At 62.8% G+C, this 23,093-nt stretch carries 21 protein-coding genes; 4 read left to right on the top strand and 17 right to left on the bottom strand.

The features are described 5' to 3' along the window. The coding region (locus GGR30_RS12385) for a hypothetical protein (RefSeq protein WP_210288034.1) at positions 1-249 on the top strand (249 nt) is incomplete at its 5' end. Between the two features lie 287 nt (positions 250-536). Here GGR30_RS12385 and GGR30_RS12390 read toward each other — a convergent pair. From GGR30_RS12390 to GGR30_RS12470, 17 genes are all read right to left on the bottom strand, one after another. Beyond that, positions 537-1,298, bottom strand: coding sequence for an SDR family NAD(P)-dependent oxidoreductase (locus GGR30_RS12390; protein WP_183486711.1), 762 nt, complete (start codon positions 1,296-1,298; stop codon positions 537-539). After that, a complete protein-coding gene (gene hisD, locus GGR30_RS12395) occupies positions 1,295-2,623 on the bottom strand; it encodes a histidinol dehydrogenase (RefSeq protein ID WP_183486713.1) in 1,329 nt (442 codons plus the stop codon). The genes GGR30_RS12390 and hisD overlap by 4 nt, the downstream gene beginning before the upstream one ends. Before the next feature lie 57 nt (positions 2,624-2,680). Next, complete coding sequence (locus GGR30_RS12400; RefSeq protein WP_183486716.1) at positions 2,681-3,622, bottom strand: 3-hydroxyacyl-CoA dehydrogenase; 942 nt, start codon at positions 3,620-3,622, stop codon at positions 2,681-2,683. Further along, positions 3,622-4,512: an N-acyl homoserine lactonase family protein gene (locus tag GGR30_RS12405; RefSeq protein ID WP_183486718.1), complete on the bottom strand. Its 891-nt coding sequence runs from the start codon at positions 4,510-4,512 to the stop codon at positions 3,622-3,624. The genes GGR30_RS12400 and GGR30_RS12405 overlap by 1 nt, the downstream gene beginning before the upstream one ends. Positions 4,513-4,546: 34 nt before the next feature. After that, positions 4,547-5,095 carry a hypothetical protein gene (locus GGR30_RS12410; RefSeq protein ID WP_183486720.1) on the bottom strand — a complete coding sequence of 183 codons (549 nt, stop codon included), beginning with the start codon at positions 5,093-5,095 and terminating at the stop codon, positions 4,547-4,549. Beyond that, positions 5,082-6,146 (bottom strand): LacI family DNA-binding transcriptional regulator, encoded by a 1,065-nt coding sequence (locus GGR30_RS12415; protein ID WP_183486722.1) that lies wholly within the window; start codon positions 6,144-6,146, stop codon positions 5,082-5,084. The genes GGR30_RS12410 and GGR30_RS12415 overlap by 14 nt, the downstream gene beginning before the upstream one ends. Before the next feature lie 168 nt (positions 6,147-6,314). Next, positions 6,315-7,529, bottom strand: a complete 1,215-nt coding sequence (locus tag GGR30_RS12420; protein WP_183486724.1) for a sugar ABC transporter substrate-binding protein — start codon at positions 7,527-7,529, stop codon at positions 6,315-6,317. Positions 7,530-7,574: 45 nt separating this feature from the next. Then, complete coding sequence (locus tag GGR30_RS12425) at positions 7,575-8,600, bottom strand: ABC transporter permease (RefSeq protein ID WP_183486726.1); 1,026 nt, start codon at positions 8,598-8,600, stop codon at positions 7,575-7,577. After that, complete coding sequence (locus GGR30_RS12430) at positions 8,597-9,595, bottom strand: ABC transporter permease (protein WP_183486728.1); 999 nt, start codon at positions 9,593-9,595, stop codon at positions 8,597-8,599. The genes GGR30_RS12425 and GGR30_RS12430 overlap by 4 nt, the downstream gene beginning before the upstream one ends. Beyond that, positions 9,592-11,154, bottom strand: a complete 1,563-nt coding sequence (locus GGR30_RS12435) for a sugar ABC transporter ATP-binding protein (RefSeq protein WP_183486730.1) — start codon at positions 11,152-11,154, stop codon at positions 9,592-9,594. Before GGR30_RS12435 ends, GGR30_RS12430 begins: the two co-directional genes overlap by 4 nt. Positions 11,155-11,672: 518 nt before the next feature. Continuing rightward, positions 11,673-12,395 (bottom strand): GntR family transcriptional regulator, encoded by a 723-nt coding sequence (locus tag GGR30_RS12440; RefSeq protein WP_183486732.1) that lies wholly within the window; start codon positions 12,393-12,395, stop codon positions 11,673-11,675. A gap of 17 nt (positions 12,396-12,412) precedes the next feature. Beyond that, on the bottom strand, positions 12,413-13,558 hold the full coding sequence (locus tag GGR30_RS12445) for a MalY/PatB family protein (RefSeq protein WP_183486734.1): 1,146 nt from the start codon (positions 13,556-13,558) through the stop codon (positions 12,413-12,415). Further along, complete coding sequence (locus GGR30_RS12450; protein WP_183486736.1) at positions 13,558-14,328, bottom strand: SDR family oxidoreductase; 771 nt, start codon at positions 14,326-14,328, stop codon at positions 13,558-13,560. Before GGR30_RS12450 ends, GGR30_RS12445 begins: the two co-directional genes overlap by 1 nt. Then, positions 14,328-15,254 carry a dihydrodipicolinate synthase family protein gene (locus GGR30_RS12455; protein WP_183486738.1) on the bottom strand — a complete coding sequence of 309 codons (927 nt, stop codon included), beginning with the start codon at positions 15,252-15,254 and terminating at the stop codon, positions 14,328-14,330. The genes GGR30_RS12450 and GGR30_RS12455 overlap by 1 nt, the downstream gene beginning before the upstream one ends. A gap of 10 nt (positions 15,255-15,264) precedes the next feature. After that, on the bottom strand, positions 15,265-16,632 hold the full coding sequence (locus tag GGR30_RS12460) for a dihydroorotase (protein ID WP_183486740.1): 1,368 nt from the start codon (positions 16,630-16,632) through the stop codon (positions 15,265-15,267). Positions 16,633-16,636: 4 nt separating this feature from the next. Then, complete coding sequence (locus GGR30_RS12465; protein ID WP_183486742.1) at positions 16,637-17,302, bottom strand: aspartate/glutamate racemase family protein; 666 nt, start codon at positions 17,300-17,302, stop codon at positions 16,637-16,639. A gap of 30 nt (positions 17,303-17,332) precedes the next feature. Next, entirely contained in the window at positions 17,333-19,126 is a 1,794-nt protein-coding gene (locus tag GGR30_RS12470; protein ID WP_183486744.1) for an ABC transporter ATP-binding protein, read from the bottom strand. 130 nt (positions 19,127-19,256) lie between these two features. Here GGR30_RS12470 and GGR30_RS12475 point away from each other — a divergent pair, with 130 nt between their 5' ends. From GGR30_RS12475 to GGR30_RS12485, 3 genes are all read left to right on the top strand, one after another. Further along, positions 19,257-20,120 (top strand): sulfurtransferase, encoded by an 864-nt coding sequence (locus GGR30_RS12475; RefSeq protein ID WP_210288035.1) that lies wholly within the window; start codon positions 19,257-19,259, stop codon positions 20,118-20,120. A gap of 183 nt (positions 20,121-20,303) precedes the next feature. After that, a complete protein-coding gene (locus GGR30_RS12480) occupies positions 20,304-21,902 on the top strand; it encodes an ABC transporter substrate-binding protein (protein WP_183486747.1) in 1,599 nt (532 codons plus the stop codon). 171 nt (positions 21,903-22,073) lie between these two features. After that, complete coding sequence (locus tag GGR30_RS12485) at positions 22,074-23,084, top strand: ABC transporter permease (protein WP_183486749.1); 1,011 nt, start codon at positions 22,074-22,076, stop codon at positions 23,082-23,084. Positions 23,085-23,093: the final 9 nt, after the last annotated feature.

The following is a 23,093-nucleotide window of genomic DNA, read 5'->3' on the forward strand; positions in this document are numbered from 1 at the left end:
GTAAACCAGTGGTATCAGGAGGCCGAAAGGCTGGACCGAGACACCGAAATGGCGCTGGTGTTGAAGGGCGAAAACGCAGTCTCGGCGATTTCAGCGCTCGATGACCTGCCACGCGCGAAAATCGACAGCAGCCGGACCAACAGCAACATGCTCTCGCCGCGAACGCGCATTCCCGGCCTGCGGCTGGAGCTTCCCGCAGGTCGTCATGTCGTGAAACACGGGTTCTGCCTGTCGGAAACCGACGGCTGACGGCCCGCCGCCAACCGCTGGAAGGGACCCCCTTGGCCTGCCTCCTCCGGTCCCGGTCCCTCGCGGTCTCGGCGTTTCCGGGGTTTCCAGAAACAGGTTCTTTTGTTCGCGGCCCCCTTGCCGGGCGCGGGGAAACGGAACCGCGCTACAGCGGCCCAGGCTTTCAGGGAAAATGCCGAGCTGGTCTAGAGCGTTTCCGCCTTTCTTCGAATCGCGAAATCGCTCTATCTCTTTGTTTTTGTGCGTTTCCGGGCGTAAAACCGGCGTCCACTCTTCCCGGAAACGCTCTATAGCGCCGTCCAGCCGCCATCCAGCTTCAAGGCGCTTCCCGTCATCAGTCCGGCGGCGTCGGAGGCCAGGTAGACCGCCGCGGCCGCGATCTCGTCGACCTTTCCCAGCCGTCCGAGCGGTATCTTCGCAAGAACCTCGTCGCGAAAATCCGGATTTTCGAGAAATGGCTTCGTCATCGGGGTTTCGACAAAGGTCGGGCATATGGTGTTGACCCGGATGCCTGCAGGCGCGAGTTCAACCGCCAGCGCCTTGGTGAAGCCCTCGAGCGCCCATTTCGAAGCGCAGTAGATTGTCCGGTTCGCGGCGCCCACATGGCCCATCTGCGAGGACATGTTGATCACCGTACCGGGACGGCTCTCCGCGAGCATCCGCGCGGTTACCGCTTTCGTGGCAAAGACGGCGGCCCTCAGGTTGAGGGCCATGACGGCGTCGTAGTCCTCTTCGCAGGTCTGCGCGAGAGGAAGGGGCCGGTTCGTCCCGGCATTGTTGACCAGAATATCGAAGGCGGGAAGGGCGGCGACGGTCTCGGCGAAGTGCTGCGTGTCCGTCACATCCGTCACCAGGGCTTCCGCACGGAAGCCCTGGTGACGCAATGCATCGGCAATCGCCTCGATCTCATCCGCCGTTCGGGCACAGAGCGTGACGTCGGCGCCCGAAGCGGCCATCGCCTCGGCGACGGCCCTGCCGATGCCCCTGCTTGCCCCGACGACGAGCGCGCGACGCCCGTCTAGACGGAATGAAGGTGCCGAAGCCGTCATTTCGAGGCCTTTCTGTAAGGCGCTTCCTCGCCATAGGGCACATTGATCCCGCCATAGCGACGCACGCGGATATTGCATTGTTCCGCGTGACCGACGAAACCTTCGAGCATGCAGAGGCGCGATCCGTATTCGCCGATCGTCGTGGCTGCCTCGTCCGTCGTGATCCGCTGATAGCTGTGGGTCTTGAGGAATTTGCCGACCCAAAGGCCGCCGGTGTAGCGGCCCGCCTTCTTCGTCGGGAGCGTGTGATTGGTGCCGATCACCTTGTCGCCATTGGCGACATTGGTGCGCGGACCCAGAAACAACGCGCCGTAGGAGTGCATGTTTTCAAGGAACCAGTCGTCCCGGTCGGTCATGACCTGAACGTGCTCGGAAGCAATGTCATTGGCGACATCCAGCATCTCCTCGTAGGTGTCGCAAAGGACGATCTCGCCGTAATCCGCCCAGCTTACACTGGCCGTGCCGGCGGTCGGCAGGATTGCAAGAAGACGATCGATTTCGGAAAGCGTGCCTTCGGCAAGCTTCCTCGAATTGGTCACCAGAACGGCGGGCGAATTATAGCCATGCTCCGCCTGGCCGAGCAGGTCTGTCGCGCACATCTCGGCGTCGACGGTGTCATCGGCGATCACCATGGTCTCGGTCGGCCCGGCGAAGAGGTCGATGCCGACCCGACCGAAGAGCTGTCGCTTGGCCTCTGCTACGAAGGCATTGCCGGGACCGACCAGCATGTGGACCGGGTCGATGGTTTCCGTGCCGATGGCAAGGGCGCCGATGGCCTGAATACCGCCGAGAACATAGATTTCGTGCGCGCCGCCCAGATGCATGGCAGCGATCACGGCCGGGTTCGGTTCTCCCTTGAAGGGCGGCGTGGCCGCGGCGATGCGCGGAACGCCGGCTACATTCGCCGTCAATACGGACATGTGGGCGGAGGCCACCATCGGGAACTTGCCGCCCGGCACGTAGCAGCCGACCGACTGCACCGGGATGTTCTTGTGACCGAGGATAACGCCCGGCAGCGTTTCGATCTCGATATCCGTCATCGATGCGCGCTGGGCTTCGGCAAACCGGCGAACCTGCGCCTGCGCGAAGCGGATATCCTCCATGTCGCGCGCAGAGACCTTCTGCATCAGGGCCTCGATCTCGGATTCGGACAGCCTGAAAGAGGCCGGAGAATATCTGTCGAATTTTTCGGACAGGTCTTGCACGGCCGCATCGCCGCGCGTCTCGATTTCCTTGAGCGTTGCCTCCACGACCGAACGGACCTTGGCGTCCTCGTCCGAACGTTCGGCTTCCGGCTTGCCACGCTTGAGATAGGTAACAGACATGAGTTCATTCCTCGGTTTGGGTTTTTTCGGGTCGGGGTCTGATGGGAGTCTGCGTTCTCACGGACCCAGGCCGCTTGATTTCTTGAAGGCCGCGAGGCGGGTGAGGGCGGCGTCGCGCCATGCGCGGCGTGTCGCCAGATCGCTCTGTGGCAGGACCTGCCGGCGTTCCTCTCCGGCCTTCCGGATCGTTTCCTGCGGCCATGGCCCGGGGACCCTTTTGGCGGCCATGTCGTGGTACATTCCGCCAAGGCGCGCCGCGTAGTCGGTGATCCCGCCAGGCGCATTGAGATCGATGGTTTCGAAAGGCCCCATGAACGACCAGCGCAGCCCCAGGCCGTGGGCGACGGTCGCGTCTATATCCTCAAGGCTTGCATAGCCCTCGTCATAAAGCGCCCAGGCTTCGTTCAGGAGAGCGCCCTGGAGGCGGTTGAGAATGAAACCGTCGATCTCGCGCGTCAGGCTGACGGGCACCTGGCCGACCTCGGTCATGAGCCGCTGCGTTTCGGCCATGGCGTCTTCATCGGTCCAAGGGGCGGGAACGAGTTCGACCACAGGCACCAGGTGAGGCGGATTGACCGGGTGGGCGATCAGGAAACGGCCCCTGTTGCGGCACGCTTCGGTAAACCTTGAAGCCGGAATGCCGGACGACGAGGAGCCGACGATGGCGTCGCTTCGCATGGCCGCGTCGATGGCGCGGCAGGCGTTCGACTTCACCTCGACCGTCTCGAAAACGGATTCCTGAATGTATCCGGCGTCTTCAACCGCCTCAGCAAGGGTCGCGCAGACGGAAAGGCGTTGCATGACCGTTTCATCATCGGCAAGAAGCCCCGCTTCGGCCAGTTCCTTCGCGGAAGCTGTCGCCCAGGGCAGCACCCGTTCCCTTACCGCGGCATCGGGATCGAAAATTCTGACCTCATAGCCGGCCCTTGCAAAAACCAGCGCCCAGCCGGAGCCGACCAGTCCGGCCCCGACGATGGCAATGACTGCTTTCTCCGTCATCAGGCCGACACCTTCGACGTTTCTCCGTCGGCAAGGCAGATTTCAGTGATCCGAAGTCCCTCTTTCGTGATCCGTGAAGGGAAAGTGTCGCGCAGCCGTTCCTCGTGAATGGGAATGATGCGATGGGCATCGTAACCGACCTGCTTCATCATTTCCTCGGTTGCCAGAACGAGGTTGGCCTGGCTGCCGGTCGCAAGGCCGACGGGGGTGTAGATTTCCTCCGCATCCACCGCGGCGCCCGGTCCCTTGATGTTGTCAAAGACATAGATCAGGTCACCGGCAAGGATCCAGGTGTCCTCCGACTTGACCTGGCCGTCATTTCGAACGGTCACCCACATGGAGCCCCAGGTATGGCTGTCTTCCGCCGGGTGAAGATCGATGCCGGGTAGGACGTCGGTGAGCGCGCCGTTGACCGTCTCCAGCCTGCGCTCGCGCGCCAGATCGACGCCGCGAACGATGTCACCGGGATCAACCGCCACCATCATCCAGCGCATGCGGTCGGGAAGCGACATCGCCCAGACCCATTTGGAGATCTCGCGCTCCTGGATAAAGAACTTGGCGTTCGGAAAATCCTCGACATTGCCGAAATGGTCGAAATGGGCATGGGTGATGAAGCATGTGTCGACATCTTCCGGAGAAAGACCGATTTCGGCCATCACCGTCCTGGGGTCGCGCCAGTTTTCAACGCCGAAACGATCGCCCAGCGTCTTGCCATACTCCTTGTCGTTGTAGCCGACGTCGACCATGGCCACATGTCCCTTGCCCTTGATCACGACGTAGCAATAGGGAAGCTTCACATAGCCCTGATTGTGCGCGCCGTAGAGCACGCCGCTCTTGTGGTAGTTCGGGACATATGAATATTCACAGACCCAGATCGAATAGTCAGCCATCGTTCAGTCTCCTCCGTATGAAATAAGCGCCTGCTCAGCGTCCGCAGGAGCAGCAGGCATGTGTGAGATCCACCATTTCCAGTCCGGCCTTTTCGGATGTCACGGCGCGCAGATGGGCATAGGCGCGGCGAACAAGTCGGGCGATGTCATCAAACAGGTCGTCGTTGTCCCGGCCCGACCGAATAAGTGAAAACGTTCTCAGCGCGCGACCTGAAAAAAAGTGCGCCGCAGTGAGTTGCCCCAGGTGAGCGGTCAGCGATGCCGGCGCGGAAAGTGCTGCGAGACGCTCGCCGCAATTCTGCCAGCGTGTCCGGCAGGCAGAGAGCTCGGAGAGATCCGCGACCTCGGTTGACCGTGTCATCTGGGCAAGGATCATGAGACCGGCAAGTTGACCGATCACGCGGCGCAGGTCCTCGAAGACCGGCCGGCATGCCTGGGCATAGGCGGCGGCCTCCGATGAGCCGAGCGCCTGAGCGATCGCCTCGGGATCGGGCGCGGCCCTGGGCAGTGGTCCTTCCTCGAAGAGCGCGCAGTCCGGCCGGTGCACGGTGGCGAGCCGGGTGAAGAGGTCAACATTCTGCATGCGGTGTCTCCTTGGCGGGTGAACGTGGCATCGTCGTTTTCCGTTGCACCAGTTCGCCTGGCGCAAGCCTGTTGATGCGCGGCGCCAGGCTGCGCTCGCGGGCGAGTTCCCGCGACAGTTCGACAGTCGCCTGCATCATTTCTTCCAGGGGCTGGGCGATCGTCGTGAGCCTGTGCGACGGCCAGCCCGCCATCGTGATGTTGTCAAAGCCGACCACCGAAAGGTCCTCGGGCACGCTGAGGCCGAGGCCTTCCTGGACGCCCTCGATAAAGCCGATCGCGACAATGTCGTTGGCGCAGAACACACCGTCTATCGGACCGGGGATATCGGCCATTTTCAGGCCGGCGGAATACCCGGCCTCGTAGGTGAAATACCCGGCCTCAATGATCTGCGGCGCCTCCAGCCCGCGCTCCACGGCGCGCCGGCAAAACCCGTTCTGCCGTTCCACATTGGTGGAGGCGCCGGGAAAGGCGGATACATAGACAAGGTTTTTGTGGCCACTGTCGATCAGGAAGTCGGCAACCCTCCGTCCGCCCTCCTCATTGTCGCAACTGACACCAAAACCGAGGCCGTTCGCGGAAAGACGGTTGAAGAAGATGCAGGGCGCGCCGGCATTCTCGCATTTTTCCTGCGCGTGTGAGGAAAGCGTCACCGCGAGGACAATAACCAGATCGGGCTGATAGGACAGGAGCAGGTCCACGGCTTCGTCGGTCTTTTCAGGTTCGTTGGCGGCAGCCAGCATGACGTTCATTCCGGCTTCCTGCAGCTTGGCGGTCAGATGGGTCATGACCTCGGGATAGAACGGGTTGGTCAGGTCCGAGACCACCATGCCGACGATCTGGGTTTTCTTCGTGATGAGGCTTTGGGCGAACGGATTCGGCCGGTAACCGAGTTCCGCCGCCCGTTTCAGGACCGCGTCACGCGTTTTCTCGGCGACAATGGCGTCGGGATAAAAGGCGCGCGAAACCGTCGAGACCGACATTCCGAGATCCCTTGCCAGATCCTTCACGGTCACGCGCGCCGTTCTTGTGTCCTTCTGTTTTGTCGCCATCCGAAACTGTCCCTTCAGAGTTCTCTGTCTGTGATCCGAAACCGAATTATTCAGATATATCTAGCATGATATGACACTCGCTAAATCGATATGATCGTTCGTTTACGGATCCACCCAGCAAACTGGAGAGGAACCGGCGGGACAGCCCGCCGGTCGGTTTAAAGGTCGTCAGGGGCTGACCGTCGGCTCGATCTTGGTCAGCTCGTAAAGCGTCTCGGGTGCTTCGCAGCGCGAGCAGTTGATGCCGGGCTCGTTGGCCGCTTCCACCACCTCGGACGGCAAGGGCTGGATGGTCGCGCCGGCAACCGGCGTTCCGTCAAGAGCGGATTCGACGTTCACTTCGGGCAGAAGCACGGGGTTCAGCACCTCACTGACGAAAGATGACGGAACCCTGTCGGCCGGAAAGACATTGCAGCCGTCCTCATAGACATCGCCCTCACAAACCTGAACGGCATCGGCGGGCACCCAGGGCAACGGATACTCGATGTTCATCGGGGCAAGCTCGCGCTTGCCGGTGAGGATCTCCATCATCAGCTTGAACGCATAACCCGACTGGGCCGGCGGCGAACCCGCGGAAACGCCCGAAAGGCCCTTTTCCTGCATGGCCGGATCGGCGAGCGCAAGCCGGAAACCGGCTGAGTTTTCGCCCGTCATCGGCACCAGCCGGTCGCCCGCATCGAGAAGCGCCTGCACCGCGCCGTATTCGCCGGCCTGTGCCCAGATGCCGTCGACATCCGGATGGGCCGCCAGCGCTTTCGCCGTTTCCTGCTGCGTCGTGCGGTCGTCCCAGTAGGAGTAGTATTCGGCGACGACATCGATGCCGGGATACTGGTTGAAGATGTGCATGGCGCCATCCGTGTGGCGTTTGTCGACCGAATTGCCCGGCACGCCGCGCGAAAGGAAAATCTTGCCCTCGCCGCCAAGTTCGTTCACCAGCGCCTGGGCGGTATTCTCGCCGAAACCGGCGGTGAGATAGCTGACATTGTAGGCGCAATTCTCGGTGACCGTGGCGTCGTACATGAAGAACAGCACGCCCTCCTCGCATCCCCTGCGGATCGTGCGGTTCAAGGCCGTGGACGAGATCGGGAAGCTGACAATGCCGTCGGCGCCGTCATCGATCATGCTCTCATAGGCGGAGATCTGCGCCTGCGGATCGGTGCCGGAGATGACCTCGATCAGTTCGACCGTTTGGTCATAGGGCGGCGTTGCGGCGAGCGCCTTCACGATGTTGGCCGCTTCCGACTGCCAGGCATTGCCCGAATAGCTCAGGCTCAGATAGATCTTGAACTTCTCCTTGTCCTGGGCGACAGCCGGGTGGGCGAGCATGGCGGATGCTCCGACGGCGGCAGCCAGGGCGGCTATCTTCAAATTGCTGCGTTTCATGGTTCATTCCTCCTCTAGTGGACCGGGTAATCCTGATCTGTTCGGTCAGCGCCAAAGCGAACCGAGTTTTTGAAAAAGCTCCTCCCGCAGAAGCAATAGCGCGACCAGCACGATGGCCCCTTCGATGATCGTGCGAAGGCCGAATTCAAGTCCGATCGCGGAAATGATGGTTCCGAGCGTGGTCAGCATGAGCGCGCCGCCAGCCGTTCCGAGAAAGGTGCCTCGTCCTCCCAGGATCGAGGAGCCGCCGATCACCACGGCGGCGATGGACGGCAGCAGATAGTCGTCGCCCATGCGCAGCGTCGCGCCGTTCGAATATCCGACCAGCATGATGCCGACGAAACCGGCGCAGGTCGCGCTCAATACATATGGCAGCACCTGGGCGGCAAACACCGGCACGCCGGCGATGCGCGCGGCCTCGACATTGGTTCCGATGGCGTAGAGATAGCGGCCGAAAACGGATCGGCTCTGGATCAGCCAGCCGAGGATCACGAAGCCGACCACGAAAACGATCGGCATCGGGACGCCTGCAACGGATCCCTTCATCAGCGCGATCGCGATTTCGGGCGCCGCGCCGCGGGGCGTGCCCTTGGTATAGCCAAGCAGCGCGGACGACACGACGATCGACATCGCGAGTGTCATGATGAAGGAGGGCACGCGGAGCACCACGACCCCCAAGGCGGTCAGAAAACCGACTGCGGCGCATGCCAGCAACACTGCTGGCAGCAGGTACCAGGCGCCGGGATCGCTCGCGCCGACCCAGTTGGTCGCGAGAATGCCGCCAAGCGTGATCAGGGCAGGCAGGGACAGGTCGAGACCGCCGGCCAGAATCACGAGGCCCTGACCGAAGGACAGGACGATCAGGAAGGAGCCGAGGATCAGAACCGTTTCGACCTGCGACCAAGACCCCAGCGACGGGCTGACGAAGCGGGCGCTCAGCAGCAGGACGATGCAGAGCGCGGCCACGGCGATCGCGCTGACGGTTTCCCGGCTGACCTTCGCGCTGCGGCGGGTATCGCCGGACCGGGTAAATGACGTTTCGGCAAGAGGTGTATTGTCGGATCCGGTCATTTTCTCTCTCCGATCCGGGCGATTGTGGTGCTGAAGACAACGGCGATGATCAGAACAGCGCCTTGGAAAACGCCGGTGTAGAAAGAGGAAACGCCGGTGGAGAACAGGACTTTCTGCAATAGGGTCAGGGTCGCGGCGCCGATAACGGAGGCAAAGAGCCCGCCTCGTCCGCCAGACAGAGACGTTCCGCCAAGGGCGACGGCGGCAAAGGTCAAGAGCAGCAATGGCGTTCCGGCATTGGGATTGCCCGTGGCCGTCTGGGCGCTCAGCATGAAGCCCGCCAGCCCGTAGAGCAGTCCGGCGCACACGAAGGCGCCGAAGCGGACGCGCGGTACATTGATGCCGGACAGCGAGGCAGCCTGTTCATCCGCGCCGATCGCATAGATGGCGACACCGAAATCCGTGCGCCTGAGCGCCAGCCAGGCCGCGACCACCGCCAGAACGACAAGCCCCGATACCGGCACGATCCCCCAAAGGCGGTCCGTCATCTCGTAGACGATCCACTCGGCGACATATCCGCCCGGCGCGTTCAAGATGACAAGCGCGATGCCCTGGCACATGATCATCGTGGCAAGTGTCGCGGCGATCGACTGCAGCTTCAGATAGGCGACGAGAAAACCGTTGACGGCGCCGACCGTGGCCCCGATCGCAAGGCAGATCAGCACCGAAAGCGCCGCGCCGCCCGGGCCCTCGATGGGGGCGACGGCGAGCGTCACATTGCAGATCGAAATCACCCCGGCCAGGGAGAGATCGAACCCGCGGCTCAAGACCACGAAGGTTTGTCCAGCAGCCGCAAGCGCGAGCGGCGCCGTGTTGTTCATGAGCGCGGCGATCCCGTAGGGCTCCAGCGCGCGCGGCTGCAGGTAGCCGTAAAAGGCATAGAGCGAGAAATAGATGATCACGATGAGTCCGGCGCCCTGGCTCAGTTGCCTGAGCAGGCCGATGGCGAACGGCGTGTGGCGCGCGGAGGTCTCCGTGGAGGTGGCGTGGCTCATATGGCGGCCTCCTGCTCCGCTGTGTCGTGGTGACCGATCATGGCTGCGACGAGATGCTGTTCGTTGATCTGTCCGCCGGAAAAGCTGTCGAAGACCCGTCCGCCGTAGAGAACCAGGCAGCGGTCGGCCAGTTGAACGATCTCGGGCAGTTCCGACGAGTAGAACAGGACCGATCCGCCTTCCTCGGCGAATGCGCTGATTGCGGCATAGATGGATTCCTTGGTACCGACATCGACGCCGCGCGTCGGGTCGAACAGCAGGAGCGTCTTGGCGCCCGACGCCAGGGTGCGCGCCATCAGTGCCTTTTGCTGGTTGCCGCCTGACAGATCTCCGATGGGAAAAGTGAGGTAGCGCGGGTTCATTTCCACAGCCCCTGCCGCGACCTGTGCCGAGGCAACCTCGCGTTTCTGACTGACCAGTCCGGCCCTAGCGATGCGCGGCAGGAAGGGCAGCACGACATTGGTCGCCGCCGAAAGCCCTGCAAGGATGCCCTCGGTCTTGCGTTCTTCCGGCAGGTAGCTGACGCCGCTCCCAAACTTGAGCGCCTGCTTCGGCGAGTGATAGGACGCCGGCATGTCGTCAATCCGGATTTCACCGCGTTCCGGTCGCTCAAGGCCCGCAAGGCATCTGAACAGTTCGCGTTGTCCCTGACCTTCAAGAGCGGCAACGCCAAGAACCTCGCCGGCATTCAGTTCGAAGGACACTCCCTTCAGCTCGCTGCCGGCAACATCCTTCATCGCGATGCGGGGCGTTCCCGGCAGGGTCGCCCTGCGCGCCGAGGGTCTGTCGGCCTCCACCCGGTGGCCGACCATCATTTCGAAAATGTCGTCGTTGCTCGCATTGTCGAGGTCGACGGTGGCGATTGAGCGGCCGTTGCGCAGAACCGTTGCGACCGTGCAGATGGCACGCACTTCGGCAAGGCGGTGGGAGATGTAGAGGATCGCGACGCCGCGCGCCTTTGCCTTCTCGATCTGTGCAAACAGCCAGTCGGTCTCCGCAAGCGAAGCGCTCGGCTCATCCAGGATGAGCACGCGGCCGGCGTTCTCGATGGCGCGGGCAATTTCGATTCTCTGACGATCCGACAGCGGAAGGCGCGCCATTTCGGCGGAAGGGTCGATCCGGTCCAGCCCGTGGCGGGCGAGTATTTCGCGCCCCTTCGCGATGACTTCTTTTCGGGAGATCAGTCCAAGGCCGGACGGGGCGAGCCTCGGCAGAAGGAGGTTTTGCGCGACCGAAAGATTGGGAACGAGGCTCAGTTCCTGAAAGGCGGTCGCGACCGCATCACGGCGGGCATCGGTGATGGAGTGGGGTGTGTAGGGCGCGCCGTGAAGCAGCATCCGCCCCGCGTCCGGCGTCACGGCCCCCGTGAGGATACGCACCAGGGTCGACTTGCCGGCCCCGTTCTCGCCAAGAAGGGCGTGCACCTGACCGGCCTTGAGCGCGATGTCGGCGTGTTCCAGCGCCACGGTGGCGCCGTAGGCCTTGCGCACCCCTTCGGCGCGCAATTCCAGCGCCGCGTCCGGACTGTCTTGCCCGGCGGCGGTGACCGCTCCAGTCATCGAATTCCTCCCGAAAATTCCTCCTCGTTTACAGAGAACGTTCTCTGCAAACGTTCCCAATTTTCAGCAAATGATTTTGCAAGTGTCAAGGAAATTTACGAAATCAACCAGAGGGCGACTCCGGGAAGGAGTAATTGTGATAATTTAATCAACTACATAGGTGTGGATGAGTATGATAAGTTCTATGGCGCGATGTGCCTGAGGCCCGACGACAATGGGTGCCGAGAGCCGCGACAGAGAACTGCGGGCAGTTTCATCGCGGCGGCCGCCATCGACTATGTCGCCTGCAATGCCGAAATCGCGCGGGAAGGGCCTGACTGGACGGTAACCGCCCTACTTCGCATTGCGGACGCGACGCCGGGCAGGCCGCGCCGGAGGACGCTGCCGGCGCGGCGATCGCAGGGGCGTGTTTTCGACCTTCCCGGCATCGAAACCGCGTGCGCCGGGTGCCGGCGGCTTGCATCGTCATCGTGCCTGAAGGCCTTCGGTCGCAAAAAAAAACCGGCAAGGGCGGCCGGTTAAAGGACCAGAAGCGAGTTCCTGTCCGAAATCAGCGATTTGAGCAGGCCGAGGCGGGTATTCTCTGTGTGCTGAATGATGGCCTCGCGCGCGGCGTCGCCATCACGCCGGCGCAGGGCGGCGACGATGCGGGCGTGGTCGGTGGTGGTTTCCGGGTTCACGTCGCGGACGGCGGCGCCCATGTGAAACAGCCGGGTCGACTCCTCGAGATAAGAGCGGATGAGCATCGTCAGTCGCGGCACCTGGGCGCCCTCGGCGATGGCGACGTGGAAATCGTTGTTCTGCTTGATGAAGGCTTCGATCGTGGGCTGTTCGCCCGGCACATAGCGCGCGTTGGAGAGCGCCTCCACATGGTCGAGCTCCTCCGCGCTCAGCCGTTCGGCCGCCAGCTCTCCCGCCACGCCCTCGATCGCCTTGCGCACCGTGAAGACGTCGTTGACGCTTTTTACGGTTACGGCGGTGATGCGATATCCGCGTCGCGGAAAGGCCTCGACGAGACCCTCGAGCGTGAGGCGCGCCAGCGCCTCGCGCACCGGGGTCTTGCTCATGTCGAGTTTTTCGGCAAGCTCCTGCTCGCCGAGATCCGTGCCCGGCGGCAGTTTGCAGGTAATGATCTCCTGACGCAGTTGATCATAGGCCCGGTCGGTCAGCGATTTCGATTTCTCCGAATGATTGTCGGATTTGCGCGCTGCCGTTCTGGCCCCGCTATTGCCACGAGACATCAGTTTCCCTCTTCGCTTTAAGGTTTTGCCAACGCCCTTGCCATACGCGAGAGCGCTTCGGCAAGGGTTTCCGGCGAACAGGCGAAATTAAGCCGGATCCAGCCGTCGAGACCTGAACCGAAATCCGCCCCGCCGCTGACGCCGACGCGCGCATTTTCCAGCAGCCATCCCGCCGCCGGCTTTTCGAGCCGGTAGGCGGAAAGATCGATCCACGAGAGAAAGCTGGCTTCGGCCGGTATCGACCGCGCCTCGGGCAGGTTCTCGGCCAGAAAGCGGTGCAGCATGTCGCGGTTTCTCATCAGGGTCTCGCGCACGGCGCTTCGCCAGCCCTGGCAGTTGCCATAGGCGGCCTGCATTGCGGCAAGGCCCAGAATATTGACGCTGTCGACAAGGCCCTTTTTCGCCCCGACAAACCTCTCCCGGATCGCTTCATCGGCAATGATGGCGAAGGCGGCCTTCAGACCGGCGATGTTCCAGGTCTTGCTCGCCGCCATCAATGTGATGGTTCTGGCTTCGATTTCTCCGGAAAGCGAGGCCACGGGTATGTGCCGTCTTCCATCAAGGGTCAGGCCGCCGTGGATCTCGTCGGAGACGAGGAGCATGTCATGCTTCAGGCAGAGTTCGGCCCTGAAAGCGAGCTCGTCACGCGTATAGACCCGTCCCGTCGGATTTTGCGGGTTGCACAACAACATCATGGACGATCGGGCGGCGGCTTCCTCAAGCTCGTCTCTGTCGGATCGCCAGTGGCCGTTGCCGTCGGGCTTTTGCCAGACTGCCGCCGTTTCCAGCCCCCATGTCCCGGGCGCGATGCGCAAAGGCTTGTAGACCGGATATTCCTGCATGATCGTCCGGTCCGGCGCTGCGAAGGCATTCAGCGCCATGTTGAAGCCGGGTTCGACGCCAGGCAGGAACACCAGCCATTCAGGCTGGATGATCCATCCATATTCCGCACCTATGGCGTCGACGAGCGTCTGGCGCAGTTCGGCGGTTGCCGAGCCGTAGCCGAGAACCGGATGGCTCATGCGCTGCTCGATCGCGGCGATGATTGCCGGATCGGCGGCGAAATCCATATCGGCGACGGGCAGCGGGATCACGTCCGGATCAAAGCTTCGCCATTTGTTGCAGTCGCTGTCGCGCCGGTCGACAGGGATGATTTCCGTCATCAGATGCTCCGGATCATGCCGCCATCGGCGCGGATCATCGAGCCATTGACGAAGCTTGCCTGCTCGGAGGCGAGAAAGGCCACCACGGCGGCGAATTCTTCCGGCTTTCCATAGCGGCCAGCGGGAATGGTCGCGCGCGAGGCCTCGCGCACGGCTTCGACCGACTGTCCGGTCTTTTCGGCCTTGCCGGCGTCAAGTTCGGCAACCCGATCGGTCGCGATCCTGCCGGGCAGGACCATGTTGACGGTGACGCCCCTGGAAGCGACTTCGCCGGCGAGCGTTTTCGACCAGCCCGCCATGGCGCCGCGCACGCCGTTGGACAGCGCGAGATTGGGGATCGGCGCCTCGATGCCGGACGAGCCGATCGTGATGATCCGGCCCCAGCCATTTTCGGTCATGCCGGCAAGGGCGGCGTCAGTGATGTCGAAGACCGGAGCGGCCATCGCCATGAAGGCCGCCTGCCAGGTGGCGGTCGACTGGCCCCAGGCGGGGCCGGCTTTCGGGCCGCCGCAATTATTGACCAGGATGTCGACGGGGTTGTCGCGAAGCGTCTGCTTGACGGTCTCGACGGAGGCCGGATCTTCCAGATCGAGCCGGACCGCCGTGACGCGTTTGCCCAGCGCCTCGGGCAGGCCTTGCGGCAGCGCGCCGGAGCGGGACGCGGCGACGACGCTTGCGCCTTCCTCGGCCAGAAGAATGGCCGATGCCGCGCCGAGGCCGCGGCTTGCGCCCAGAACCAGGGCGCGTTTCCCGTTGAGCTTGAAATCCATTATTTCAGTTCCTTCAGTTTTTTCGTCTGGCGTTCGATCAGCCGCTCGACTTCGGCAATGGCCGCCGGCTGCAGTCCGGCGCCCGGCTTGCGAAGGGCAGCGGACGCGATGGCGCCGCGCCTGGCAAGGACATGTTTGCGCACGGCAAGACCCAGGCCCGGCTGCTGCTCGTAGCGCACCAGGGGCAGATAGGCATCGAAGAGGTCCTGGGCCCGGTCCATCTCGCCATTTCCGGCAAGGGCGACGACCTCGGCCATCATTTCGGGATAGCCAAAGCCGGTCATCGCGCCATCGGCGCCGCGACCCATTTCTTCCGGCAGGAACAGCGCGCCATTGCCGCACAGGATGGAGATCCGCCGCCGGCCCTCGCTCTCCGCCTTGCGCAGGGCCGAAATCTTGGCGAGTCCTGGCCAGTCCTCATGCTTGAGCATGACGATCTGATCATTGTCCTCGATGATCCTGCCGAGCGTCGCGTTCGAGATCTGAACACCGGTGGAAAGCGGAAAGTCCTGCAGAACCACCGGCACGCCGTCTCCGGCGGCCTGGCAGGCCTGCGCATAATAGCCGGCGATCTGGTCGTCGGTCCTGAGGCTTGAAGGTGGCGCGATCATCACGCCGGCAGCGCCCATATCCATCACCGCCGAAGACAGTTCGGAAATCGCGGCGAGGCCGGGTGCGGACACGCCGGCGACAACCGGCTTGCCGCCGGCGCGCTTGATCACGCGGGCAACGATCTCGCGGGCTTCCGCCTGAGTCAGTTTCGGGGCTTCACCCATCATGCCGAGAACGGTGATGCCGGTCGCGCCCTTTTCGAGGTAGAAGTCGGTCACGCGGTCAAGGCTGTCGAAATCGATCGCGCCGTTCTCGTGAAACGGCGTAACCGAAATAACGAACACGCCATTGGCTTCGGCTGTCAGTCTGCTCATCTGTCTGTCCTCAGTTTCCAAACCAGTGATCGCCGCCACGCGCGACATAACGCCCCGCGCCGGCCGCGCCGGTAATGTCCTTTCCGTCAAAGGCAAGGCTGCCGCGCAGATAGGTTGCGGCGGTGCGAACCGAAAAGACCTCTCCGTGGAAAGGCGACCAGTTCAGCCCGTCATGGGCGCTTGCCTCATCGAAGATGAATGAACCGGCCTCGAGCACCGCGAAGTCGGCGTCCAGGCCGACCTTTATCGCGCCCTTGCGGTCGGAGATGCCGAAGAAAATGGCGGGCCGCTCAGAAAGCTGGCTGGCGGCAAGCAGGGCCGCATCGAGCCCGCGGGAGGCCGCGGCGGTGTAAAAGGCGGGCAGAAGCGTTTCGAGACCCGGCACGCCGGCCCCGGCATCGAAGATCGACTCCGTCAGCTTTCCGTCGATCGGCCAGCTTGAGTGGTCAGACGAAGTGAAGGCGACCTTGCCTTCGATGATGGCGTCCCAGAGATTGTCGACCTCACCGGGCCGGATCGGCGGGTTGACCTTCATGCGCGGTCCGAGCCTGAGGCCGTCGCGGCCTGCGTCGAACCAGAGGTAATGGACACAGGTCTCGCCGGTGGCCCGCACGCCCATCTCGGCAAAGGCGTCTACGATCGCAAAACCCTCGCCGCTGGTCAGGTGAACGGGATGGGCATGGGCGCCGCTTGCCTGCGCAAGCGCGAGGAACTGGGCCGTCGCGGCCAGTTCGGCCGCCGCCGGGCGGGAGCGCGAATGGGCGGTGATGCCGTTCTGGCCAGCCGCCCGGGCACGGGCCATGCGCGCCAGAACGATTTCCTGATCTTCATTGTGAAGGCCAAGCGGCAGATCGCCCGGCGCGAGCTTTTCCATGATGTCCAGCATCAGATCCGCGCTGATCCGCGGGAAACGCGTGGGCGAGCTTTCGAAAGAGGAGATCTTGAAGGCGGCAACGCCGCCCTCGCTCAGCGCGGCGATATGGCTTGTGCCCGTCTCTGCAGTCACCGTCGCATAGAGCGCCATGTCGGCGAAGCTGTGTTCGGCGATTGCCGCCACCTTGGCAGCGAGCCGCTCGGGCCGGTCCAGCGGCGCGGGATTGTCGAAGGGCATGTCGACCAGCGTCGTCACGCCGCCGGCGATCGCTGCGCGCGTCGTGTCGGCTATGCCGGGGAGACCCTTGGCGCTGGTCGCATGGGTCTGGCCGTCAATGACGCCCGGCAGGATCATCCGATCACCGTGATCGATGGTCTCGGCGGCGGAAGGCGGCGGCGTTGCCGCATCGCCGAGAGCGGCGATCCTGCCATCCTTGACTGCCACCCAGCCGCTCTCAATGGCGGCAAGCGGTGTGACGATGGTTCCGCGCAATACGAGGTCCATTTCTTTAAGCCTTTGTAATATATTTCAAATTGAGTACAGAGATTGCGGCGGCGACGCCGGCCTGCACGGGGTCCACGACCGGAAGTCCGATCTCGCGCTGCAGAAACGGCCTTTGCCGCCCCATGCCGGCGCATCCCAGAATGATGACATCGGCCCCGTCTTTTTCTGCCAGGGCTCGCCCGGTTTCGATCACCTTCGCGCGCGCAAGCCCCTCGTCGCCAGATTCCTCGACGCTGAGGGAGGCGGAGCGATCGCCGGCCAGGCGCGCTCCGAGGCCGAGTTCATCGATGCGCCTCGCATGCCGCGCGATCGAGGCCGGGCCGAGCGAGACGACGCCGAAGCGGCGACCGAGCTGAAGCGCGGCATAGTAGCCGGCCTCGGCAATGCCGATGACGGGAATATGCCGGACCGCCTTCCTGACAGCCTCGACGCCCGGATCGGAGAAACAGGAGACGACGAGTGCGTCCGCGTCGGTCGAGCGGGCATGGTCCATCACCATGGGGGCGACCCGCGCGACATCGTCGTCGCTTTCAATGCCGGTTGGGGCCGCCGGAATGAGGTCGCAGTCAATCCTGTGCCGCGTCGAGGCCTTGAGGTCGCCGAGGCAGGCCTCGATGGAGGCCGTCACTTTTTTCGAGCTGTTGGGGTTCAATACGAGAATGCTGGGCATGGAGTGTCTTTGCTGGTTGCGCGAACAGGCTCAGGCGGCCGCGTCGCGCATCACGAAATGATCGGGGCCGACAGGGTCGTAGACACGTTCCGGCGGTACGAAATCGGCGGGAAAGATCGGGCTCTTCAGCTCCTGGAGCGGAATGTTCCGGCGCATGTTCCTGCGGGCCGGATCGGGTTCCGGCACGGCTGACAACAGACGGCGCGTGTAGGGGTGCGAGGGGTTCGCGAAGATCCGGGCGCGCGGCCCGATCTCGACGATCTCGCCGAGCAACATGACGGCGACCCGATGGCTGATCCGCTCGACAACGGCCATGTCGTGGCTGATGAACAGGTAGGCAAGGCCCAGTTCCTGCTGCAGCTTCATCATCAGGTTAACGACCTGGGCCTTGATCGTCACGTCCAGGGCAGAGACCGATTCATCGGCGATGATGACCTTGGGATTGAGGCCGAGCGCGCGGGCGATGGCGATCCGCTGACGCTGGCCGCCGGAGAATTCGTGTGGCCAGCGGTTGCCCATGTCGGGCGAAAGGCCGACCTGCTGCAGAAGGGAGGCAACACGTTCGCGGGCCTCGGCCGGCGTCGCGATCGAATGGGCAACCATCGGCTCCGCGATGGCCTCGCCGATCCGCATGCGCGGGTTGAGGCTGGAGAAGGGATCCTGAAAGATCATCTGCATCGACTGGCGCAGTTTCATCAACTCGCGACGAGACAGTTGACCGACATCCTGACCCGCCAGTGTCACCTTGCCCCTTGCCGGTTCGCTCAGGCGCAGGATCGAGCGGCCGGTGGTCGATTTGCCACAACCCGATTCTCCCACCAGCGCAAGGGTTTCGCCCCTGCGCAGGCGGAAGGAGACGTTTTCCACCGCGTGAACGCGGGCATGGACGCGCCCGAGCACGCCCTTCTTGAGATCAAATCGCGTCGTCAGGTTCTCAACGTCCAGAAGGGCGGGACCATCCTTGTCGACCGTGTCTTCGGCCGGAGCGACAATGCCGTCTCGGTCCGGGTAAGGCCGGGGGAGCGGGCTTTCCCCCAGATCGCCAAGGCGCGGGGCCGCCGCCAGGAGTTCGCGCGTGTAATCGGTGGCCGGGTTGGCAAAAATCGTCTCGGTTGGCCCGGCCTCCATCATCTTCGAGCGGAACATCACGACGGTTCGATCGGCGATTTCGGCGACAACGCCCATGTCATGGGTGATGAACATCACCGCCATGTGGTCTTCGGCCTGCAATTCCTTGATCAGTTCCAGTATCTGCGCCTGGATCGTGACATCGAGCGCGGTGGTGGGTTCGTCGGCGATCAGGAGTTTGGGTGAGCAGGCAAGCGCGGTCGCGATCATTACCCGCTGGAGCATGCCGCCCGACATTTCGTGCGGATACTCATGCGCCCGCTTGGCCGCGGCTGGAATGCGCACCCGGTCCATCAGGCGAATGGCCTCCTTCATCGCCTGGCGGCGGGGCACGCCGCGATGACGCGTGATTGGTTCCGCGATCTGGCGGCCGACGGTCATGACCGGGTTGAGCGAGGTCATCGGCTCCTGAAAGATCATCGCCGCCTCATTGCCCCGGACGTCCTGCATCTCCGCATCGCTCAGCGCGAGCAGGTTCTTGCCGCGAAACAGGACCTCGCCCGAAACGCGCGTCTTGCCTCTGGGCAGGAGGCCCATGACCGAAAGGGCGGTGACGCTCTTGCCCGATCCGGACTCGCCGACGATCGCAACGGTTTCGCCCGCGTCGACATCGAAACCGATGCCTTCGACCACGTTCTTCCACCCCGAGGATGTCGAAAATGCCGTGGTCAGATCCCGGATTGAAAGTACGGACATAGGTTTTGGTTCCCGCAAGAGCGCGTTTGATGGATTCTTTTTTCTTGCCTCGATTTACATCGTATTGCATTGCTTATGTCAAACATAAAGTTTCTCGTGATATATCTCAGGTATGGATTTTAGTATTGAAATGATGAAGATCGATGATGAGACCAGACGCAAGGTGCTGGTCACGCCAGAACAGCTCGAAGCAATGATGTCCGGCGAGGCGCCACCGCATATTATCGCCGTGCAGTCGGTCAATCCGTATACGGGGGCCGATTCCCATGGCGATCCCGTTATTCCGGGGGCGGTCGAGGCGGAGGCCTATACCGATTTTCAGGCGCCGGCGCGTGCGGATCTCGGCAATCGCCCCTTGCCCGACATCACCGATCTGCAAGAGGCTGCGCGGCGCTGGGGTTTGAGCGCGGATCGGCCTGTCGTGGTCTATGACGGCGACCGGTCGATGACCGCCGCGCGCGCCTGGTGGGTGCTCAGATGGGCAGGGCTTGCGGACGTCCGGGTGCTGGACGGCGGCCTTCCCGCGTGGGTTTCCGCCGGCAAGCCCCTGGCGGAAGCTCCTGCGGTCAAGGGCGAAACGAATATTGTCCTGTCGCCCGGCCATATGCCGGAGTTCGGTGCGGAAGAAGCCCTGAAGATTGCCCGCGACGGCGTTCTGCTCGATGCACGCATCAGGCCGAATTATATCGGCGGCCCGGAAACGGGAGGGGATCCTGAGCGTGGACATATTCCGGGCGCGCTTAGCGCGCCGACGCTGGATACGCTGACGGACCCGGGACATTTTGCCGACAGCGCAACCTTGCGAGAGCTGTTCTCAGGACTTGGTGTCGATGGCCAAAGGCAGGTCGGCGTCTACTGCGGCGCGGGCATGTCCGCCGCGCATGAAGTGCTTGCGCTTGCTGCGATCGGGGTTGAGGCGGCGATGTATCCGGGGTCCTGGTCACAGTGGATTTATGATCCGTCCCGGCCGGTGAGGCGCGGCTCGCGACCATGATGCCTCCGGAGTGGGCATTTCTCGGTGCAAATGCATAAACGCTGTTCAATCTACTTTGATCCGCGAAAAAATACCGTCGAATCAGATAAAAATCTCGTGTTAGATATTGCAAAAGATATATCACGAGTATTCAAATATGCCTGTTCCGGGTGACCGGAGAGAAAAACATAAGAGGAGATCAGCATGAGCCTGACCCGCAGAACTTTCGGCGCGAAGTCGGGCGCAGCATTGGCCGCAGGGTTTGTCGCCCTCGCTTCGGCCGGTATTGTCGCCAGTTTCGCCACGACCGCCACGGCCCAGGAGAGCGAAACGCTCGTTGTCGCCGTTCCGTCCGATCCCGCCGGCCTGGAGCCTGGCGCCAACAAGGCCGAGCCGGTCGGCAGCGAAATCATTCTCAACGTCTTCGATACGCTGGTCGCCTGGCAGGCGCCGGATTTCTCCGAACTCGAGGGCCGCCTGGCCGAGGACTGGTCGATTTCCGAGGATGGCCAGACCTTCACCTTTGATTTGCGCGACGGCGTTTCCTTCCAGGACGGCACGCCGTTCAATGCCGAGGCCGTGAAGTTCTCGCTCGAGCGCACCAAGGAGATGAACCCTTATGTCGAAGCCTCGCTCGGCATGATCGACAGCATCGAAACGCCGAGCGATGACGAGGTCGTCATTCATCTGAGCGAAGCCTATCCGGCCTTCATGTCCATCCTGGCGCAGCCGCAGGCAGCGATTGTCTCTCCGGCCGCTGTCGAGAAATACGGCGATGATTTCGCCAATCATCCGGTCGGAACCGGGCCGTTCTCCTTCCGTGCCTACGAGCCCGATACGCGCGTGGTGCTGGATGCGAACCCGGACTATTATCGCGGCGCGCCCGCGCTGAAGCGGATCATCTACCGCATCATTCCGGAGGCCTCGACCCGTCGTCTCGAACTTGAGAATGGCGGTGTCGACATCATCCAGCAGCAGAGCCAGCTTTCGGCCGTTCCTTCGGAGGAAATGAAGGCTTTCGCGGACGATCCCGAAATCACGATCATCGAAAAACCCTCGCAGATCATCCGCCAGCTCGAGTTCAACAACTCGGCCACGGGCTCGCCGGTTGCCGACAAGAAGGTGCGTGAAGCGATCGTGCACGCCATCGATTATGACGGCCTTCTTGCCGGCGTCTTTGACGGCACGGCCGACCGGGTTTACGGACCGCTGACGTCGAACAGCTGGGCCTATGATCCCAAGGTCACGGACATGTCGCCCAAATACGATCCCGAGCTTTCCAGGGAACTGCTTGCCGAAGCCGGCTACGGCCCGGGCGATCTTGATCTCACGCTCTATTCCTTCCAGGGTTCGCTCTGGGGCGATGTCGCGACCTTCGTCCAGGCCAATCTCGCCGATGTCGGCATCACTACCGAGATCGCCCAGACCGAGTTCCCGTCCTACCGCGCGCTTCATGTCGCAGGGGAATGGGACATTGCGCTTGATGGTCGCCAGCCCTGGTACAACGACCCGGATGCGCACATCACCCTCGGCTACCTGTCCAGCCTGAAGAACTCGGCCATGACCTTCCGCATGCCGGAAAACGCCGAGCTGGACGCGCTGATCCTCAAGGCCCAGCAGGAGCCCGACATGGAGGCCAGGAAGGCGCTCTATGCCGAGATCCAGGTACAGCTCGTCGATCACGTGCCGGGCGCCTACCTGTTCAGCCCGAAGCTGATCGTCTTCGCCCGCTCGAATGTCGACGGACTGGTCATCAACTCGGCTCCGCCGCTCAACGAATATTGGGGCGTTTCCAAGAACTAGGTCTGTCCCCGGACCACGCCCCGATCAGGCGCCGGCCCACTCCCACCAAGATCAGGTGGGCCGGCGCCGGCCCGTTTCAAGAAAAACGGAACTTCCTCCTCACGCCAGACGAGCGAGGTTCCCGCCGGTCCGGTCTGTCAGGCCGGACCGGCTTGCGAGCAAGGTGTCTTAATGTTTGCATTTCTCGTGCGGCGATTATTGTCTTTGATCCCCGTCCTGCTTCTGGTTCTGGTGATCGTGTTCTCCCTGGTTCGCATGATCCCGGGCGATCCGGCCGTTACCTTGCTCGGGCCTGGCGCTACCGACAGCCAGATTGCCGCCTTGCGGGCCCAGCTCGACCTTGACCAGCCCGCGCTCCTGCAGTTCTGGAACTATCTTGTCGGCCTGCTACACGGCGATATGGGCAATTCGTTGAAGAGCGGAAGGCCGGTTCTCGACGAGATCATGCTGCGTCTTCCGGCAACGCTTGAGATCTCCGTCACGGCCGTCATCATCGCGGTGATCGTCGGCATCCCGATCGGGGTCGTTTCCGCCACGCGCGCCAATTCAGGTTTCGATCACGCCGTACGCGTCATCTCGCTGACCGGCGTGTCGATGCCCGCCTTTCTGCTGGCCCTTCTGCTTCAGCTCATCTTTGCCACATGGCTTGGCTGGCTGCCGGTTTCCGGCCGCATGTCGTCCTATATTTTCGTTGACCGCGTCACCGGCTTCTCGATCATCGATGCGGCGCTTTCGGGAGAACCCGGCGCGGTGGCAAGCGCTGTAGCCCATATGATCCTGCCGACGACGGTGCTCGCGATCTTCCTGGCGGCAACACTCGGACGGTTCGTGCGATCGACCATGCTGGAGGTGATGGACGAGGATTTCGTCCGCACGGCCCGCGCCAAGGGGCTGAGCCAGCGCGAGGTCGTCTATACCCACGCCCTGCGCAATTCGCTGCTGCCGGCGATCACGGTCGTTGGCCTGAAATTCGCGGAAATGCTGGGCGGCGCCATTCTGACGGAGACGATCTTCTCCTGGCCGGGCATCGGTCGCTTCATGTATGAGGCGATCCGCAATCGCGACTATCCCGTCATTCAGGGTGCGACCCTGGTCTTCGCCCTGATGTTCATGCTGACCTCGCTTCTGGTCGATATCCTCTACGCCATGCTTGATCCTCGCGTGCGGCGGAAGATGAGCTGAGGAGAGATT

This window comes from Martelella radicis (assembly GCF_014196625.1).
In the GTDB taxonomy this organism is placed as follows: domain Bacteria; phylum Pseudomonadota; class Alphaproteobacteria; order Rhizobiales; family Rhizobiaceae; genus Martelella; species Martelella radicis.

Excerpts from the sequence above, each read along its gene's own strand:
- GGR30_RS12390 (WP_183486711.1), bottom strand. The coding sequence starts at position 1,298 with ATGACGGCTTCGGCACCTTCATTCCGTCTAGACGGGCGTCGCGCGCTC.
- hisD (WP_183486713.1), bottom strand. The coding sequence starts at position 2,623 with ATGTCTGTTACCTATCTCAAGCGTGGCAAGCCGGAAGCCGAACGTTCG.
- GGR30_RS12400 (WP_183486716.1), bottom strand. The coding sequence starts at position 3,622 with ATGACGGAGAAAGCAGTCATTGCCATCGTCGGGGCCGGACTGGTCGGC.
- GGR30_RS12405 (WP_183486718.1), bottom strand. The coding sequence starts at position 4,512 with ATGGCTGACTATTCGATCTGGGTCTGTGAATATTCATATGTCCCGAAC.
- GGR30_RS12410 (WP_183486720.1), bottom strand. The coding sequence starts at position 5,095 with ATGCAGAATGTTGACCTCTTCACCCGGCTCGCCACCGTGCACCGGCCG.
- GGR30_RS12415 (WP_183486722.1), bottom strand. The coding sequence starts at position 6,146 with ATGGCGACAAAACAGAAGGACACAAGAACGGCGCGCGTGACCGTGAAG.
- GGR30_RS12420 (WP_183486724.1), bottom strand. The coding sequence starts at position 7,529 with ATGAAACGCAGCAATTTGAAGATAGCCGCCCTGGCTGCCGCCGTCGGA.
- GGR30_RS12425 (WP_183486726.1), bottom strand. The coding sequence starts at position 8,600 with ATGACCGGATCCGACAATACACCTCTTGCCGAAACGTCATTTACCCGG.
- GGR30_RS12430 (WP_183486728.1), bottom strand. The coding sequence starts at position 9,595 with ATGAGCCACGCCACCTCCACGGAGACCTCCGCGCGCCACACGCCGTTC.
- GGR30_RS12435 (WP_183486730.1), bottom strand. The coding sequence starts at position 11,154 with ATGACTGGAGCGGTCACCGCCGCCGGGCAAGACAGTCCGGACGCGGCG.
- GGR30_RS12440 (WP_183486732.1), bottom strand. The coding sequence starts at position 12,395 with ATGTCTCGTGGCAATAGCGGGGCCAGAACGGCAGCGCGCAAATCCGAC.
- GGR30_RS12445 (WP_183486734.1), bottom strand. The coding sequence starts at position 13,558 with ATGACGGAAATCATCCCTGTCGACCGGCGCGACAGCGACTGCAACAAA.
- GGR30_RS12450 (WP_183486736.1), bottom strand. The coding sequence starts at position 14,328 with ATGGATTTCAAGCTCAACGGGAAACGCGCCCTGGTTCTGGGCGCAAGC.
- GGR30_RS12455 (WP_183486738.1), bottom strand. The coding sequence starts at position 15,254 with ATGAGCAGACTGACAGCCGAAGCCAATGGCGTGTTCGTTATTTCGGTT.
- GGR30_RS12460 (WP_183486740.1), bottom strand. The coding sequence starts at position 16,632 with ATGGACCTCGTATTGCGCGGAACCATCGTCACACCGCTTGCCGCCATT.
- GGR30_RS12465 (WP_183486742.1), bottom strand. The coding sequence starts at position 17,302 with ATGCCCAGCATTCTCGTATTGAACCCCAACAGCTCGAAAAAAGTGACG.
- GGR30_RS12470 (WP_183486744.1), bottom strand. The coding sequence starts at position 19,126 with ATGTCCGTACTTTCAATCCGGGATCTGACCACGGCATTTTCGACATCC.
- GGR30_RS12475 (WP_210288035.1), top strand. The coding sequence starts at position 19,257 with ATGATGAAGATCGATGATGAGACCAGACGCAAGGTGCTGGTCACGCCA.
- GGR30_RS12480 (WP_183486747.1), top strand. The coding sequence starts at position 20,304 with ATGAGCCTGACCCGCAGAACTTTCGGCGCGAAGTCGGGCGCAGCATTG.
- GGR30_RS12485 (WP_183486749.1), top strand. The coding sequence starts at position 22,074 with ATGTTTGCATTTCTCGTGCGGCGATTATTGTCTTTGATCCCCGTCCTG.